General features: G+C 63.8%; 17 protein-coding genes. 13 read left to right on the forward strand and 4 right to left on the reverse strand.

Annotated elements, in window-relative coordinates; genetic code table 11:
* The first annotated feature begins 94 nt into the window (after positions 1-94).
* The 5 genes from EA798_RS08140 (at position 95) to EA798_RS08160 (ending at position 5,722) form a co-directional block, all read left to right on the forward strand.
* Complete coding sequence (locus EA798_RS08140; protein ID WP_122098604.1) at positions 95-1,342, forward strand: ABC transporter substrate-binding protein; 1,248 nt, start codon at positions 95-97, stop codon at positions 1,340-1,342.
* A gap of 109 nt (positions 1,343-1,451) precedes the next feature.
* The gene (locus EA798_RS08145; protein ID WP_122098605.1) at positions 1,452-2,369 is read left to right on the forward strand and encodes a carbohydrate ABC transporter permease; all 918 of its coding nucleotides are present in this window, start codon (positions 1,452-1,454) and stop codon (positions 2,367-2,369) included.
* Complete coding sequence (locus EA798_RS08150; RefSeq protein ID WP_106158445.1) at positions 2,362-3,204, forward strand: carbohydrate ABC transporter permease; 843 nt, start codon at positions 2,362-2,364, stop codon at positions 3,202-3,204. The genes EA798_RS08145 and EA798_RS08150 overlap by 8 nt, the downstream gene beginning before the upstream one ends.
* Positions 3,205-3,215: 11 nt before the next feature.
* On the forward strand, positions 3,216-4,388 hold the full coding sequence (locus tag EA798_RS08155; RefSeq protein WP_122098606.1) for an ABC transporter ATP-binding protein: 1,173 nt from the start codon (positions 3,216-3,218) through the stop codon (positions 4,386-4,388).
* 110 nt (positions 4,389-4,498) lie between these two features.
* The gene (locus tag EA798_RS08160; protein ID WP_122098607.1) at positions 4,499-5,722 is read left to right on the forward strand and encodes a maltoporin; all 1,224 of its coding nucleotides are present in this window, start codon (positions 4,499-4,501) and stop codon (positions 5,720-5,722) included.
* A 10-nt stretch (positions 5,723-5,732) separates the two neighbouring features.
* Here the strand turns inward: EA798_RS08160 and EA798_RS08165 are convergent, their stop codons facing one another.
* Both EA798_RS08165 and EA798_RS08170 read right to left on the reverse strand, forming a co-directional pair.
* Entirely contained in the window at positions 5,733-6,512 is a 780-nt protein-coding gene (locus tag EA798_RS08165) for a hypothetical protein (RefSeq protein WP_106158448.1), read from the reverse strand.
* An 80-nt stretch (positions 6,513-6,592) separates the two neighbouring features.
* Positions 6,593-7,552 (reverse strand): alpha/beta hydrolase, encoded by a 960-nt coding sequence (locus EA798_RS08170; protein ID WP_122098608.1) that lies wholly within the window; start codon positions 7,550-7,552, stop codon positions 6,593-6,595.
* Positions 7,553-7,697: 145 nt separating this feature from the next.
* Here EA798_RS08170 and aroC point away from each other — a divergent pair, with 145 nt between their 5' ends.
* From aroC to EA798_RS08200, 6 genes are all read left to right on the forward strand, one after another.
* Positions 7,698-8,789: a chorismate synthase gene (gene aroC / locus EA798_RS08175; RefSeq protein WP_106158450.1), complete on the forward strand. Its 1,092-nt coding sequence runs from the start codon at positions 7,698-7,700 to the stop codon at positions 8,787-8,789.
* Positions 8,790-8,863: 74 nt separating this feature from the next.
* A complete protein-coding gene (locus EA798_RS08180; RefSeq protein WP_038659095.1) occupies positions 8,864-10,015 on the forward strand; it encodes an MFS transporter in 1,152 nt (383 codons plus the stop codon).
* Between the two features lie 117 nt (positions 10,016-10,132).
* Positions 10,133-10,678: a 1,2-dihydroxy-3-keto-5-methylthiopentene dioxygenase gene (locus tag EA798_RS08185; protein ID WP_106158452.1), complete on the forward strand. Its 546-nt coding sequence runs from the start codon at positions 10,133-10,135 to the stop codon at positions 10,676-10,678.
* 267 nt (positions 10,679-10,945) lie between these two features.
* Positions 10,946-11,155 (forward strand): PLDc N-terminal domain-containing protein, encoded by a 210-nt coding sequence (locus tag EA798_RS08190; RefSeq protein WP_015276750.1) that lies wholly within the window; start codon positions 10,946-10,948, stop codon positions 11,153-11,155.
* Between the two features lie 6 nt (positions 11,156-11,161).
* The gene (locus EA798_RS08195; RefSeq protein WP_106158453.1) at positions 11,162-11,353 is read left to right on the forward strand and encodes a PLDc N-terminal domain-containing protein; all 192 of its coding nucleotides are present in this window, start codon (positions 11,162-11,164) and stop codon (positions 11,351-11,353) included.
* A 3-nt stretch (positions 11,354-11,356) separates the two neighbouring features.
* Positions 11,357-11,914: a histidine phosphatase family protein gene (locus tag EA798_RS08200; RefSeq protein ID WP_106158454.1), complete on the forward strand. Its 558-nt coding sequence runs from the start codon at positions 11,357-11,359 to the stop codon at positions 11,912-11,914.
* On the opposite strand, the gene EA798_RS08205 is transcribed toward EA798_RS08200, so the two are convergent.
* Complete coding sequence (locus tag EA798_RS08205) at positions 11,911-12,795, reverse strand: DNA-3-methyladenine glycosylase family protein (protein WP_106158455.1); 885 nt, start codon at positions 12,793-12,795, stop codon at positions 11,911-11,913. The two genes, EA798_RS08200 and EA798_RS08205, sit on opposite strands and share 4 nt — an antisense overlap.
* Before the next feature lie 187 nt (positions 12,796-12,982).
* Here EA798_RS08205 and speE point away from each other — a divergent pair, with 187 nt between their 5' ends.
* Positions 12,983-13,843, forward strand: coding sequence for a polyamine aminopropyltransferase (speE, locus tag EA798_RS08210; protein WP_122098609.1), 861 nt, complete (start codon positions 12,983-12,985; stop codon positions 13,841-13,843).
* A 329-nt stretch (positions 13,844-14,172) separates the two neighbouring features.
* Positions 14,173-14,514: a ribonuclease E inhibitor RraB gene (locus EA798_RS08215; RefSeq protein ID WP_106158457.1), complete on the forward strand. Its 342-nt coding sequence runs from the start codon at positions 14,173-14,175 to the stop codon at positions 14,512-14,514.
* A gap of 6 nt (positions 14,515-14,520) precedes the next feature.
* On the opposite strand, the gene EA798_RS08220 is transcribed toward EA798_RS08215, so the two are convergent.
* A complete protein-coding gene (locus tag EA798_RS08220) occupies positions 14,521-15,477 on the reverse strand; it encodes a LysR family transcriptional regulator (protein ID WP_122098610.1) in 957 nt (318 codons plus the stop codon).
* Positions 15,478-15,491 lie beyond the last annotated feature (14 nt).

A 15,491-nucleotide genomic window follows, 5' to 3' on the forward strand; every position in this document is an offset into this window, starting at 1 on the left:
CCCTTCGTTACCCAGTGTCCATTTTTCTGCGCATAGACTCGATCCATCGCAAGCGACCATGACTTGCAGGATAAAAACAAGAAGGTGCCCCTCCATGAATGCGTTCCATCGTCTCGCTCTATCCGTTTCCCTTGCCCTGCCTGTTCTTGCCCACGCTGGCGAAGTCGAAGTTCTGCACTGGTGGACCTCCGGCGGCGAAAAGCGCGCGGCCGATACCCTGCAGAAGCTGGTCGAGCAGAAAGGCCACAGCTGGAAGGACTTCGCCGTCGCCGGCGGTGGTGGCGAGGCTGCCATGACCGTACTGAAAACCCGCGCCGTTTCCGGCAACCCCCCGTCCGCCGCACAGATCAAGGGCCCGGACATCCAGGAGTGGGGTGAACTCGGCCTGCTCGCCAATCTCGATGACACCGCCAAGAGCGAGCGCTGGGACGAACTGCTGCCGGAGCAGGTGCGCAAGATCATGCAATACGACGGCTCCTATGTGGCCGTGCCGGTCAACGTGCATCGGGTCAACTGGCTGTGGATCAACCCGGAGGTGTTCGAGAAGGCCGGTGCCACGCCGCCGAAGACTCTCGATGAGTTCTTCGCCGCGGCCGACAAACTCAAGGCTGTCGGCTTCATTCCGGTCGCCCACGGTGGCCAACCCTGGCAGGACGGCACCGTGTTCGAGGGTTTCGTACTGAGCATTCTCGGCCCGGACGACTACCACAAGGCCTTCGTCGAGCTGGATAACGACACCCTGACCGGCGACAAGATGGTCCAGGCCTTTACCGCGCTGAAGAAGCTGCGCGACTACATCGACGCCGACGCCGCTGGCCGGGAGTGGAACCGTGCCACCGGCATGGTCATCGATGGCAAGGCCGGCATGCAGATCATGGGCGACTGGGCCAAGAGCGAGTTCACCGCCGCCAACAAGGTGGCTGGCAAGGACTACCAGTGCCTGCCGTTCCCCGGCACCCAGGGCAGCTTTGCCTTCAATATCGACTCCCTGGCGATGTTCAAGCTCAGCAACGACGACAACCGCAAGGCCCAGGAAGACCTGGCGCGCACCGTACTGGAGCCTGAGTTCCAGACCTTCTTCAACCAGAACAAGGGCTCGATTCCGGTTCGCCAGGACCAGGACATGAGCGAGTTCGATGCCTGCGCCCAGCAGTCGATGACCGACTTCAAGGAAGCCGCCAAGGGCAGCGGCCTGCAGCCCAGCCTGACCCATGGCATGGCTGCTTCTAGCTACGTGCAGGGCGCGGTGTTCGACGTCGTCACCAACTTCTTCAACGACCCCAAGGCCGACCCGCAAAAGGCGGCCAAGCAGCTGGCGGCGGCGATCAAGGCCGTGCAGTAACGCCAAGGGCGGACCGCTTCCGCCCGGCTCCCGAAACGTTCGTCCCGGTACAGACCTCGCTCTGTGCCGCGGGCGACGACATCCCGGATTTCCATGAGGGATCAAATCCATGAGCTCCATCGCGCTTCAAGCCAGGCCCGCCAAGGCCTCGCCGCTCGACGCCCTGCAGCGTTGGCTGCCCAAGCTGGTGCTGGCGCCGAGCATGCTGATCGTGCTGGTCGGCTTCTACGCCTACATTGGCTGGACCTTCCTGCTGTCGTTCACCAATTCGCGCTTCATGCCCAGCTACAAGTGGGTCGGCCTGCAGCAATACGAGCGCCTGTGGGACAACGACCGCTGGTGGGTCGCCAGTCAGAACCTGCTGGTCTTCGGCGGCCTGTTCATCGCCATCAGCCTGCTTATCGGCGTCGTGCTTGCCGTACTGCTGGATCAGCGCATCCGTCGCGAAGGGCTGATCCGCACCATCTACCTGTACCCCATGGCGCTGTCGATGATCGTCACCGGCACTGCCTGGCAGTGGCTGCTCAATCCCGGCCTGGGCCTGGACAAGCTGCTGCGCGACTGGGGCTGGGAAGGCTTTCGCTTCGACTGGCTGGTTGATCCGGATCGGGTCATCTATTGCCTGGTGATCGCGGCGGTGTGGCAGGCCTCGGGCTTCGTCATGGCGCTGTTCCTCGCCGGCCTGCGCAGCGTCGATCAGTCGATCATCCGCGCCGCTCAGGTGGATGGTGCGAGCCTGCCGACCATCTACCTGCGCATCGTGCTGCCGAGCCTGCGTCCGGTGTTCTTCAGTGCGTTGATGATCCTGGCCCATATCGCCATCAAGAGCTTCGACCTGGTGGCGGCGATGACCGCCGGTGGGCCGGGTTATTCCAGCGATCTGCCGGCGATGTTCATGTACGCCCACACCTTCACCCGCGGCCAGATGGGCCTGGGTGCGGCGAGCGCCATGCTGATGCTCGGCGCGGTGATGGCGATCATCGTGCCTTATCTGTACTCGGAGCTGAGGAACAAGCGCCATGTCTGACTTCGCGCAACCGCGCCTGACCCTCGGGCGCCTGACCATCCATGCCACCCTGTTGCTGGCCTGCGCCGTCTACCTGGTGCCGCTGATCGTGATGCTGCTGACCAGCTTCAAGACGCCGGAGGACATCCGCACCGGCAACCTGCTGAGCTGGCCTGAAGCGTTCAGCGCGATGGGCTGGCTGACGGCCTGGGACAGTATCGGTGGCTACTTCTGGAACTCGGTGAAGATCGTCATCCCCGCCGTGCTGATTTCCACCGCGCTGGGCGCGCTCAATGGCTATGTGCTGTCGATGTGGCGCTTCCGTGGCTCGCAGCTGTTCTTCGGTCTGCTGCTGTTCGGCTGCTTCCTGCCGTTCCAGGTGATCCTGCTACCGGCGTCCTTCACCCTCGGCAAGCTCGGCCTGGCCAACACCACCACCGGCCTGGTGCTGGTGCACGTGGTCTACGGTCTGGCCTTCACCACGCTGTTCTTCCGCAACTTCTACGTCAGCGTGCCGGATGCGCTGGTGCGGGCGGCACGGCTGGACGGTGCCGGCTTCTTCACCATCTTCGGGCGCATCCTGCTGCCGATGTCGGTGCCGATCATCATGGTCTGCCTGATCTGGCAGTTCACCCAGATCTGGAACGACTTCCTCTTCGGCGTGGTGTTCGCCAGTGGCGACACCCAGCCGGTCACCGTGGCGCTGAACAACCTGGTGAACACCAGCACCGGCGCCAAGCGATACAACGTCGACATGGCCGCGGCGATGATCGCCGGCCTGCCCACACTGGTGGTCTACGTGGTCGCCGGCAAATATTTCCTGCGCGGGCTGACTGCCGGCGCCGTCAAGGGTTGAGGAGAACAACGATGGCTTCCCTGGAACTGCGCAACGTTCAAAAGAGTTATGGCAACAGCCAGATCGCAACGCTGAAGGACATCGCGCTGAAGATCGACGCCGGTGAATTCCTCATCCTCGTCGGCCCTTCCGGCTGCGGTAAATCCACCCTGATGAACTGCATCGCCGGGCTGGAGAACATCACCGGCGGCGAGATTCTCGTCGACGGCGAGGACATCAGCCAGGCCAGCCCGAAGGATCGCGACATCGCCATGGTGTTCCAGTCCTACGCGCTGTATCCGACCATGACGGTGCGCGACAACATCGCCTTCGGCCTGAAGATGCGCAAGGTGCCGGCGGCGAAGATCGAGGAGGAGGTGGCGCGGGTCGCCAAGCTGCTGCAGATCGAGCCGCTGCTCGAGCGCAAGCCGTCGCAGCTCTCCGGCGGCCAGCAGCAGCGTGTGGCCATGGGGCGGGCGCTGGCGCGGCGGCCGAAGATCTACCTGTTCGACGAGCCGCTGTCGAACCTCGATGCCAAGCTGCGGGTGGAGATGCGCACCGAAATCAAGCTGATGCACCAGCGGCTGAAGACCACCACCGTCTACGTCACCCACGATCAGATCGAGGCGATGACCCTCGGCGACAAGGTTGCGGTGATGAAGGATGGCGTGATCCAGCAGTTCGGCACGCCCCACGAGATCTACAACAACCCGGCCAACCTGTTCGTCGCCAGCTTCATCGGCTCGCCGCCGATGAACTTCGTACCGCTGCGCATTCGCCAGCGTGACGGACGCTGGGTGGGGGTGCTCAACAGCGAGCAGGGCAGCTGTGAATTGCCGTTGCCGATCACCAGTGACGACGGCTTGCGTGATCGTGAACTCATTCTCGGCATTCGACCGGAACAAATCGGCCTGGCTCCAGCAGGATCAGCGGATTTTTCTCTGGCGGTCGACATCGAAGTGGTGGAACCCACCGGGCCAGACACCTTGGTGGTGTTCACGCTGAATCAGGTCAAGGCCTGCTGCCGCCTGGCGCCGGATCAGGCGCCGCGGGTGGGGGAAACGCTCAATCTGCAATTCGATCCGCGCAGGGCGCTGCTGTTCGATGCCCAGACCGGCGAGCGGCTGGGGGTGGTGCAGCCTGAGCCTGTGCGTGAGAGCAAGGTCACCCGACTGGTTTCCAACGGAGCGGGCACTGCGCAGTGAAATGCCGCCTGCCTTGCCAGCGGGCGGCCGATGAAAGTGGACGGTTACAGGAATGAACAGAGTCGTCTCGACTCGATCCAGCGATCAATAACAACAAAAGCGGAGTGGATATGAAAAAAACCCTAACAGCCCTGGGCGTAGCGACTGCCGTTGCCGCGATGGCCCTGCCATTGAGCGGCCATGCTCTGGAATTCACCGGCTACATGCGCAGCGGCGTCGGTGAGTCGGTCAACAGCGACTCGCAATCGTGCTTCCAGCTGCCCGGCGCGCCGACCAAGTACCGCCTCGGTAACGAATGTGAACAGTACGGCGAGCTGGACCTTCGTCACGACCTGTACACCTTTGCCGATGGTTCGGTGCTTAGCGTGGAAGGCATGGCGGCGCTGTACAACCAGTACAACCATACCCCGAAGTTCACCGGTGATCATGGCTGGGCGCGGATGGTGCAGGCCTATGCCGAGTGGAGCAAGGTGCCGGCGCTGAACAACGGCTCTTTCTGGGCTGGCCGGCGCTTCTACAAGCGTAACGACATCCATATCTCCGATTTCTACTACTGGAACCAGAGCGCCACCGGCGCCGGTGTCGAGGACATGGAGATCGGCGGGCTGAAGTACAGCTACGCCTTCTCGCGCAAGGACAGCGTGTTCCAGAAAGACTATGTCAATCGCCACGACTTCAACGTCGGCGGCTTCGACAGCAATCCCGGCGGTGAGCTGGAGTTCGGCCTCAGCTACATCGACAAACCCAGCCGGGCCGATGCCAACAGTGGCTGGGCGGTGACGGTGCAGCACGTGCAGTCCGATTTTCTCGGTGGCAAGAACACCCTGGCGTTGCAGTATGGCGAAGGGCCCGGCACCGGCCTTGGCTATACCGGCGACGTGACGCTGGATGACAGTGCCAAGAGCTGGCGCGTGGTGGAGTATTTCGACTGGCAGCTGACGCCACGCTTCGGCGGCCAGTTCCAGGTGGTCTATCAGAAGGACAAGCGCGCCGACGGTGGCGATCAGGACTGGTGGTCGGTGGGCGCGCGGCCTGTCTATGCGTTCAGCGAGCAGTTCAAACTCGTCGCCGAAGTAGGGCATGACCAGATCGATGCCACCGACGGCACGCGCAAGCTGAGCAAGTTCACCGTCGCGCCGACCTGGTCACCCGCGGGCCCTGGTTTCTGGGCGCGGCCCGAGTTCCGTCTGTATTACACCTACGCCAGCTGGAACGATGCCGCGCAGCGTGCCGCCAACCTGATGGCCGAGGGCTCGGCGTTATCCGACAGCGGTGCGTTCGGCAATGCGCAACACGGCTCGAACTTCGGCGTGCAGGTCGAGCACTGGTGGTAAACGTCGCGGATTAGCGCGTCGCCATCCAGATCAGCAGTCCGGCCTGGAACAACGCCAGCGCGATCAGGCAAACGATGGTGAATCGCAGCGCACCGTCCTCACGGCGGAAGCGGGCGATTCGCTCCTGCAGTTCACGAATCTGGTTTTCCTGCGCCTGCAGGTTGCGGTCGGCCTGCTCCAGCATCGCCGCGGCATCCTGCAGCTCGACGACCTGTACCTTCTCGCTGTTCCAGTCGGGGCGCAGGGCGCTGACCCGCGGCGCACCGTAGGTCGCCTTGGCCGCCTGATCCTTGGGGTAGTCGATATCGAACCCTTGGGTGCGCAGGCAGTGGTCACGGCGCAGGCGCTGGTCGTCGCTCGTCACATCCTTGGGTAGCGTTCCGCCCTCGACCAGATAATGTCCCCAGCGTCGCTGTGCCCAGGCCGCGCCTTGTGCCAGCAAAAAACGGCCGAGTCCGCGATTGGCCGGCTCCAGCCGCAGACCCGAGTCCGGCCCGAAGCGCAGCTCTTTGCTGCGGTGATCGGCCCACACCTCCAACACGTTGTTCTTGCGTGAGCGCGCCTGGCCAGGGATGTTGACGAACAGCCGCAGCAGGCTCTGCTCCGGTGTATGGCGTTCCAGCTGCGCCAGTTCGACAAAGCGCAGTGGGCGTGCGCCGCCGTCGCGTTCGGTTGGCAACGGGGCCAGGCGCAGCAAGCGGAAACGGTCAGGCTTGAGCTCCGCCCACGGATGCTTGGGCGGTGCCGGCTGTTCTTTGTCGGTGCTCTGGGCGGTCTCGGTGTCGGTCATCTGCGCGTTCCTGGCCTGCGCGGCGGCTCGTTCCGGAGTGATATCGGGCCATCGTCACGGGGCTATCGGCTGCGCGGCGCCTAACTGGAGGCTGGCAGGATGCCATTAGCGCGCAAAAAGTGCTGGATGTGTTCAAGCACGCCGCGCGCGAGCGGCAGATTCGGGTCATCGTAAGAGGCCAGCTGCGCGGCGCTTGCCGGCACGATGCGCAGCACGTGATTCATGCCGTCGACCAGGGCCAGCTGGGCGTCCGGCTTCGCTCGCTGCAGCGCTTCGGCGTCCTCGACACCCACCTGGATGTCGTGTCGGCCCTGAACGATCAGTGCCGGAAGATCGACCGCCGCGAAGGCCTCGGCCGGGTCGTAAGCGAACAATGAGATCAGGTAAGGCTGCACGCTGGGGCGGAACAGCACCTGCAGGGGTTCGGGTACTTCGGCGTGGGGGCGTCCGGCCTTGAGTTGGTCAATCAGGAACTGGCTGGTGGCGAGCAGTGCCGGAGGCAGGCGGCCCTGCAATTGCTCACGCAGCACTTCGTCGATCGGCCTGCCGCTGCCAGCAATGCTGATCAGCGCGGCGGCGCCCGACTTCGGCGCAGCGAGGCTGGCGATCAGTGCGCCTTCGCTGTGGCCGACGAGGATCAGCTCGCTGAAACGCGGATCACCCTTGAGCTTCGCGCTCCAGGCCAGGGCATCGCTGACGTAGGCCTCGACGCTGAGGTCGCGCTCGTTCGGTGCAGCTGCCAGGCTGGCGCCCACGCCGCGCTTGTCGTAACGCAGGCTGGCCACGCCTTGTCGCGCCAGGCCCTGGGCCAGCCGCTTGAGGCTGTCGTTGTGCCCGGCCGGGTTGTTGCCATTGCGGTCGGTCGGCCCGGAACCCGCGATCAGCAGCGCCACCGGCACCGGTCGCTCGCTTCTGGGCAACAGCAGGCTGCCCTGCAGCACGCCGTTGCCGGTATCCAGGTTCAAGGTCTGATTGAGCAGGGTCTGAGCCTGTGAGAAAGAGGGCATGGTCAGTAGCAGCAGTATCAGCAGGGCACGCATGGATGAACTTCGTTGGTCACGGAGCAGGTTGGACGCGGCAATCGGCGCAAAGGTCAGTATGCGCCGGCAACAGGGGCGATGACACCGCAGCGCCCTCAGGTATACTTTCGGCCCCTGTTTTTCGGTCGATCGCGGAGCGTCCTGCATGTCCGGCAATACCTACGGCAAGCTGTTCACCGTCACCACTGCCGGCGAAAGCCATGGTCCTGCGCTGGTGGCCATCGTCGACGGTTGCCCGCCCGGGCTGGAGCTGTCGCTGGAAGATCTGCAGCGCGACCTCGACCGTCGCAAGCCGGGTACCAGCCGGCACACCACTCAGCGTCAGGAAGCCGACGAGGTGGAAATCCTTTCCGGTGTGTTCGAAGGCAAGACCACGGGTTGCCCGATCGGCCTGCTGATCCGCAACACCGATCAGAAGTCCAAGGACTACTCGGCGATCAAGGACCAGTTCCGCCCGGCCCATGCCGACTACACCTATCACCACAAGTACGGTGTGCGCGACTACCGCGGCGGTGGCCGCAGCTCGGCGCGCGAGACTGCCATGCGCGTGGCGGCCGGTGCCATTGCCAAGAAGTATCTGGCGACCCTGGGCATTCAGGTGCGCGGCTATATGAGCCAGCTCGGCCCGATCGAGATCCCGTTCAAGACCTGGGACAGCGTCGAGCAGAACGCTTTCTTCAGCCCCGATCCGGACAAGGTGCCGGAGTTGGAGGCCTACATGGACCAGCTGCGTCGCGATCAGGATTCGGTGGGCGCGAAGATCACCGTGGTTGCCGAAGGCGTGCCGCCGGGACTTGGCGAGCCGATCTTCGACCGCCTGGATGCCGAACTGGCCCATGCGCTGATGAGCATCAACGCGGTCAAGGGCGTTGAGATCGGCGCCGGTTTCGCCTCGGTCGCCCAGCGTGGCACCGAGCATCGCGATGAGCTGACGCCGCAGGGTTTCCTTTCCAACAATGCCGGCGGCATTCTTGGCGGCATTTCCAGTGGTCAGCCGATCGTCGCTCATCTGGCGCTCAAGCCGACGTCCAGCATCACCACACCGGGGCACTCGATCGATGTCAGCGGCGCGCCGGTGGATGTCATCACCAAGGGTCGCCACGACCCCTGCGTCGGCATTCGTGCCACGCCGATCGCCGAAGCGATGATGGCCATCGTGCTGCTCGATCACCTGCTGCGTCATCGCGGGCAGAACGCCGATGTGCAGGTAACGACGCCGGTGCTGGGCCAGCTTTGACCAGCAATCGACACGCTGCGAGCCGCACGCGGTTGGCTTCGACGCCTCCGTTTGCGGCCTGAAGCCTGCCGCGCATGAATGCTCCGTTGCCGTACTGGCGCCTGTCCGGCTTCTATTTTTTCTACTTCGCCTTGCTCGGCTCCACGGCGCCGTTTCTCGGGCTGTACTTCGATCATCTGGGTTTCTCGCCGGAGCGGATCGGCGAGCTGATCGCCATTCCCATGCTGATGCGCTGTCTGGCGCCGAATCTCTGGGGCTGGCTGGGCGATGCCACCGGGCGACGTCTGGAAATCGTCCGTCTCGGTGCCCTGTGCACCTTGCTGTCCTTCGGTCTGATCTTCTTCGACAAGAGCTTTGCCTGGCTGGCGATGGTGATGGCGTTGCATGCCTTTTTCTGGCACGCCGTCCTGCCGCAGTTCGAAGTCATCACCCTGGCTCATCTGCATGAGCAGGCCGAGCGCTACAGCCAGGTCCGGTTGTGGGGCAGCATTGGTTTCATCCTCGCGGTGGTCGGGCTCGGGCTGCTGTTCCAGCGGCTGAGTCTTGATCTTTACCCGACAGCCGTGGCCGTGGTCATGGTGGGTATCGTGCTGAGCAGCCTCTGGGTGCCCAATGCCCATCCGCGTCAGCGCGCCGAAGTGGCCGGGGAGGGTGGTTTTCTCGCCCAGCTGCGCCGACCGGGGGTGCTGGCGTTCTATGCCTGCGTGGCGCTGATGCAGTTGGCGCACGGGCCGTACTACACCTTCTTCAGCATCCACCTGGAGGCGCTCGGTTACAGCCGCAGCTTTATCGGACTGATGTGGGCGCTGGGCGTAGTGGCCGAAATTCTGCTGTTTTTGGTGATGGCGCGCCTGTTGGCGCGTTTCTCGCTTCGCCTGGTGCTGCTGGCCAGCTTCCTGATCGCCGCGCTGCGCTGGGTCCTGCTGGGACAGTTCGCCGATCATCTTGCCGTGCTGCTGATCGCGCAGCTGATGCACGCGGCGACCTTCGGTAGCTTCCACGCCGCCGCGATCCACTTTGTTCAGCGCAGTTTCGGCCACCGCCAGCAGGGCCAGGGTCAGGCGCTGTACGCGAGTCTGTCCGGCATCGGCGGGGCCCTGGGGGCGCTTTACGCCGGCTATGCCTGGTCCGGCCTCGGGCCGGGCTGGTCGTTCGCCATCGCCAGCCTGGCGGCATTGGCTGCAGCCGTTATCATTGCCTTCCGCTTGCAGGAGCACCGAGCCTGACTGCCACGCGTCGCCAATTTCGTTTCGGGGCGAACTGAAAATGCGCGCCCCGCAGCCCAGTTAGATTCCTGCCTGGCCGGTAGCGACCGACCAGACGACTTTTTCGGAGAGCCGAACATGAGTGTCCTCAGCGTCTATCACGAGACCCGACCCGACCAGCCGCTCAAGGTGCTGACCCACGCCGAAGACATCGCCGCGACCCTCTCCGAGGTCGGCGTGCAGCTGGAGCGCTGGGAGGCGAGCGCGCCGATCGCCGCCGGTGCCAGCCAGGACGAGGTGATCGCCGCCTACCGGCCGCAGATTGACAAGCTCATGGCCGAGCGAGGCTACGTCACGGTCGATGTGATCAGCCTGACCCGCGACCATCCACAGAAGGACGAGCTGCGCGCGAAGTTCCTCGACGAACACCGCCATGCCGAAGACGAGGTGCGCTTCTTCGTTGCCGGGCGCGCACTGTTCAGTCTGCATATCGAGGACATGGTCTACGCCGTACTGTGCGAAAAAAATGACCTGATCACTGTGCCCGCTGGCACGCGCCACTGGTTCGACATGGGCGAAGAACCGCACTTCATTGCCATTCGCCTGTTCAACAATCCGGAAGGCTGGGTCGCCGAGTTCACCGGCGAACGCATCGCCGATCAGTTCCCGCGCCTGGACGACTGAGACCGGGACGCCCTCGCGGATATCGTAGGCACCGCGAGCGCGGTCCGCGTTGTCATCGACGCGCTGTTCCTGCTTCCGCAAGCACTCGCAGGCGAAGCAGCGCGTCGCGAAGGCGGTGAGGCCGATGCCGGTGCCAAGCGCGCCATCCGGACGCTGCTCGGCTGGATTCGCCTGCGCTCGCTGTCGAGCCGCTCTGGACAAGGGAACTGAACCCTGCCGCCGCGCTGGCATCCTAGATTAGGTACTCACCCAAACAGGAGCGAACCCATGGGAGATGCCTTCGGCGGTATTTTCGGCCTGCTCATCCTGATACTGGATATCTGGGCAATCATCAGCATCGTTCGCAGCGACAGCACCAGCGGCAAGAAGGTGCTCTGGGTCCTGTTGATCGTCCTCCTGCCGGTGCTCGGCCTGATCATCTGGGGAATCATGGGGCCGCGTGGCAATCGTCCCGATGCGCGCGGGCCATACCGGTAATCCGTTGTGGAAAGCCTGAGCGGTCCGTTCGCCATTCTGGTGCTGGTGCTGGATATCCTGGCCATCGTGCAGGTCTGGCGCAGCTCCATCGAGGTAGGCCGCAAGGTGATCTGGTCTCTGGTAATCGTCCTGCTGCCGGTGGTGGGCCTGATCATGTGGGCGGCCGCTGCCGGGCCGTTCGGCAAGGCTCGCCTGTAGACCGTGGGTCGCGCTGGCCTGTTGATCTGCCTGTTGTTCAGCCTTGAAGTGGCGCAGGCAGATGACCGCGGTGGGTGGCAGGCGCTGCGTGAGGGACGTGCTGTGCTGATCATGCGCCATGCTGCGGCGCCCGGCCTCGGTGACCCCGACGGCTTTCGCCTCGATGACTGCACCACCCAGCGCAACCTCGACGAACGCGGCCGCGCCGAAGCCCGGCAGTGGGGCGTGCGGCTGCGAGATTCCGGTATCACGAACGTGCGTATATTGAGCAGCCGCTGGTGCCGGGCGCGGGAAACGGCAGAAGGCATGGCCCTTGGCGAAGTTCAACCGCTCCCGGCGCTGGATTCCTTCTTTGCATTGCCTGCAACCGAGCGGCAGTACACGGCCGCGCTACGTCAGGCGGTCGCGGCGCTGGAACCGGGCTCGGTCGCGGTACTGGTGACCCATCAGGTCAATATCACTGCACTGACGGGCATCTTCCCGCAATCGGGAGAGGGGCTGATTCTGGCGCTGCCGCTCGCAGAGCCGCCGGTGATACTGGCGCGCGTCGCTCCGTTCTAGCCACCCTTGGTTCCTTTGGCGTAGTTATCCCAGATGTGGATGGCAGCATAGGCCCGCCAGGGCCGCCAGCTTTCTGCGCGTGCCGTCAGCGCCTTGGCGGTGATGCCGTCCTCTCCCCACAACGGGGCCTTGAGCAGGCCCAGATCGGCCGCCGGAAAGGCATCCGCAACGCCGAATCCGCGCAAGGCAATGTACTCGGCTGTCCAGGGGCCGATTCCCGGCAAGTCGCAGAGTTTTCGGACAAGTGCGTCGGCACCATCCGCCACATGCAGTTGCAGTGCTCCGTTAGCCACCGCCGCCGCCAGGCGTCGTAGAGCCTGTGCGCGTCTGGCTGGCATGCCGATGTTCTCCAATGGGTCATCGGCGATGGCCCAGGCGGTTGGGAAAAGCATCTCCAGCCCCGAGGGTGCACCCTGCAGTGGCTCGCCCAGACGCTCCACGAGACGACGGGTAATGGTCACTGCCGCTTTGACAGTGACCTGCTGGCCGACCACCGCACGTACGGCCTGTTCGAACGGGTCGTAGGCGGCGGGCAGACGCAGGCCGGGTTGTACCGCAATCAGCGGCCCTAATATGGGATCGCTGGTGAAATGCGCCGCGATGGCCTGTGGGTCGGCGTCCAGATCGAACATCTTGCGTACCTGGCTTACCAGCGCTCTGGCGGCGTGCTGCAGGGAATCGCTGAGGGTCATTTCGAGGACCGGGCGATCGGCCAACGCTCGCACGCTGAGCCAGCCGCAGGCGTCGCCGAACCGCAATGTGCGGGCGTAGCCGTTGGCGTCCAGCCGCTCCACGCCGGGCAGCAGACGCAGGGCGAAATGTCGATGGAACTGCTGCCAGTCCCAGGGTTGCAGATAGGGCAAGTGCAAGGTTTCGGTCATAAGCAGACCCTAGCGTCCGTCATTCACTTTGTCGCCCTGAAGTGTGCTTTCCAGTCCCGCGGCTCCCGCTGTCATGTTGGTCAACGTAGAATGCCTCTCTTTTCGGTGGGCGATTCGGATCGTCCGTCACCTCAGCCTGCATCAGACACCGGAGCGCTGCGCCGGTGTCCGCCAACGGAGATACCCCATGAGTGACTTCCAGGAAACTCTCTTCGAGGGATACGGCCAGCGGTTCCAGATCGACAAGCTGCTGCACGACGTGCACACCGAGCACCAGCATCTGGTGATCTTCGAAAACGCCCGGATGGGTCGGGTCATGGCCCTCGATGGCGTGGTGCAGACCAGCGAAGCCGACGAGTTCATCTATCACGAGATGCTTGCCCACGTGCCGATCCTAGCCCATGGACTGGCGCGCCGCGTGCTGATCATCGGTGGCGGTGACGGTGGCGTCCTGCGCGAAGTGGCGCGCCATCGCGACATCGAAAGCATCACCATGGTCGAGATCGATGACACCGTGGTGCAAACCTGCAAGGAATTCCTGCCGAACCATTCCGCCGGAACCTTCGATGATCCGCGGCTGAAACTGGTGATCGCCGACGGCATGCACTTCGTGACGAGCACCGAGGAGAAGTTCGACGTCATCATTTCTGACTCCACCGATCCCATCGGTCCTGCCGAGGTGCTGTTCTCAGAGCGTTTTTACCAGGCCTGCCGGCGTTGCCTGAACGACGGTGGCATCCTGGTGACCCAGAACGGCACGCCGTTCATGCAACTGGGTGAGGTGCAGACGACTGCCAAGCGCCTGCATGGCCTGTTTGCCGACTGGCACTTCTACCAGGCAGCAGTGCCTACCTACCTGGGTGGCGCGATGGCTTTCGCCTGGGGTGCCTGCAATGCCGAGAGTCGCAAGCTGCCGCTGGAAACCTTGCTGCAGCGTTTCGTCGGCAGCGGCATCGTTACACGCTATTACAACCCGCACGTGCACATCGCTGCCTTCGCGCTGCCGCAGTACGTCCTGCACGCAATCGCCAAGCCCAGTAACGACTGAGCGCTAAGCTGCGGATAGATCCCGAATCGCCGCTCGGCGGCCCGCTCCGGCAACGGCTCGGGCCGTTTTTGCATCCGCCGGCCTGTTGAACTGCCGGTACGTCACGGGGCTCTACTGACAGAGGTCGTGATCGCTGAAGCTGACGTGGCGGTTTGCTACATAGCTCGTGCAGTCAGCTTCACGGCCTGCTAGCTTGTCAGCGTGGACAGTGTCCACCGCGTCACTTCGACTAGCTGTTGCGACTTCCGTTTGCCCGATGTCTTGACGACGGAGCCGATCTCCCGCTGAGCTCGTGGCAACTTCATCCAGGTATGAGAGGAGGTTGATTTATGAGCACCACCTTCCACGAGGATGTCAGCAGCACCGTTCTGCGCCGGATGAAGGAGGGCGGTTTCGATTTTGCCCGAGTCCATCCCATCGAGTTCTACGCGGTATTCCCGGAACAGGACCGCGCCCAGATAGCCGCACGGAAATTTCGCGGCGAAACCATCAATACCCAAGTGTTTCCGCGTGAGGACGGAAGCTGGAATCTGCAGATAAGCAAAGTGATGTACGCGACCTTCGACGGTATCGGCGATTTCGAGCAGGACCTCGAACACCTCGTCGAACCTCTCGGCGGAGTGCTCGATGGCTGGGGTGTCACCCAGGAAATCGAAGGCCTGAGCGTCTGATCCGTTTCATCCTCTCTTGAAACCGCTCTGAAGTGCCTGGTCCCAGGGAGGGACCGGGCCGAAGCGGTTCTTCAGAAATTCCAGCAGCAAACGGCTGCGTGAGTCAGCCTCCCGGGTCAGGCGCAACGCATAGATGCCGCTGGGTTCCGGTTGCGGTAACCCCCCTTCGCAGAACAATGGCAGCAGCTCGCCGCGCAACAGCTGATCGCTGATCAGCCAGGTGGGCAGGTGCGCGATGCCGAGTCCGGCCAGTGCGCCGGTCAGCAGTGCTTCGGCGTTGTTCGCCATCATGCGCAGTCGGCCCGGTCGCAGCAACTGGGGCCGACCGTCACGCTCGAACCGCCATGCGTGGGGCGGCGCCAGCGCATCCCAGTCCAGTCCGTCATGCGCGGGGAGCTCTTCGGGCTGCAGCGGCATCCCTCGGCGTTCCAGATAGGCCGGGCTGGCGCAGACGATGCGCACCATCGGCGCCAGAGGTGTCGCGACCAGCCGCGTGTCGGCCAGCGGGCCGATGCGCAGAACCAGATCTACCTCACCCAGGTGCTCGCCGTGCAGGTCGACGAAGCTGTCGATCAGCCGCAGCTGGATGTCCACCCCGGGATAGGCCTGGAGAAACTCGGCCAGTGCCGGGGCCAGATGGCGACGCCCGAACGGCGCTGGCGCGTCGATTCGAATGCGACCCTCCGGCGCGCTGTCCAGCGAGGCGGCCTCTGCACGCGCCAGGTGCAATTCCTGGACGATCCGTCGTGCGCGCTCGGCAAATGCCAGTGCCGCCGGCATCGGGCGAACGGCGTGGGTACTGCGGCTGAACAGCTGGCAGCCAAGGGCTTGTTCCAGTGCATCGATACGGCGAGCGACTGCCGATGGTGTCAGACCGTGGCGGCGCGCCGCGGCCGAAAAGCTGCCGGTATCGAGTACGTCGATGAACAGGTTCAGCTGGGCGGAGAGGGCATCAGGCAGCATTTGATTTTTCGCTT

It is taken from the genome of Pseudomonas songnenensis (assembly GCF_003696315.1).
GTDB classification, from domain to species: Bacteria; Pseudomonadota; Gammaproteobacteria; order Pseudomonadales; family Pseudomonadaceae; genus Stutzerimonas; species Stutzerimonas songnenensis.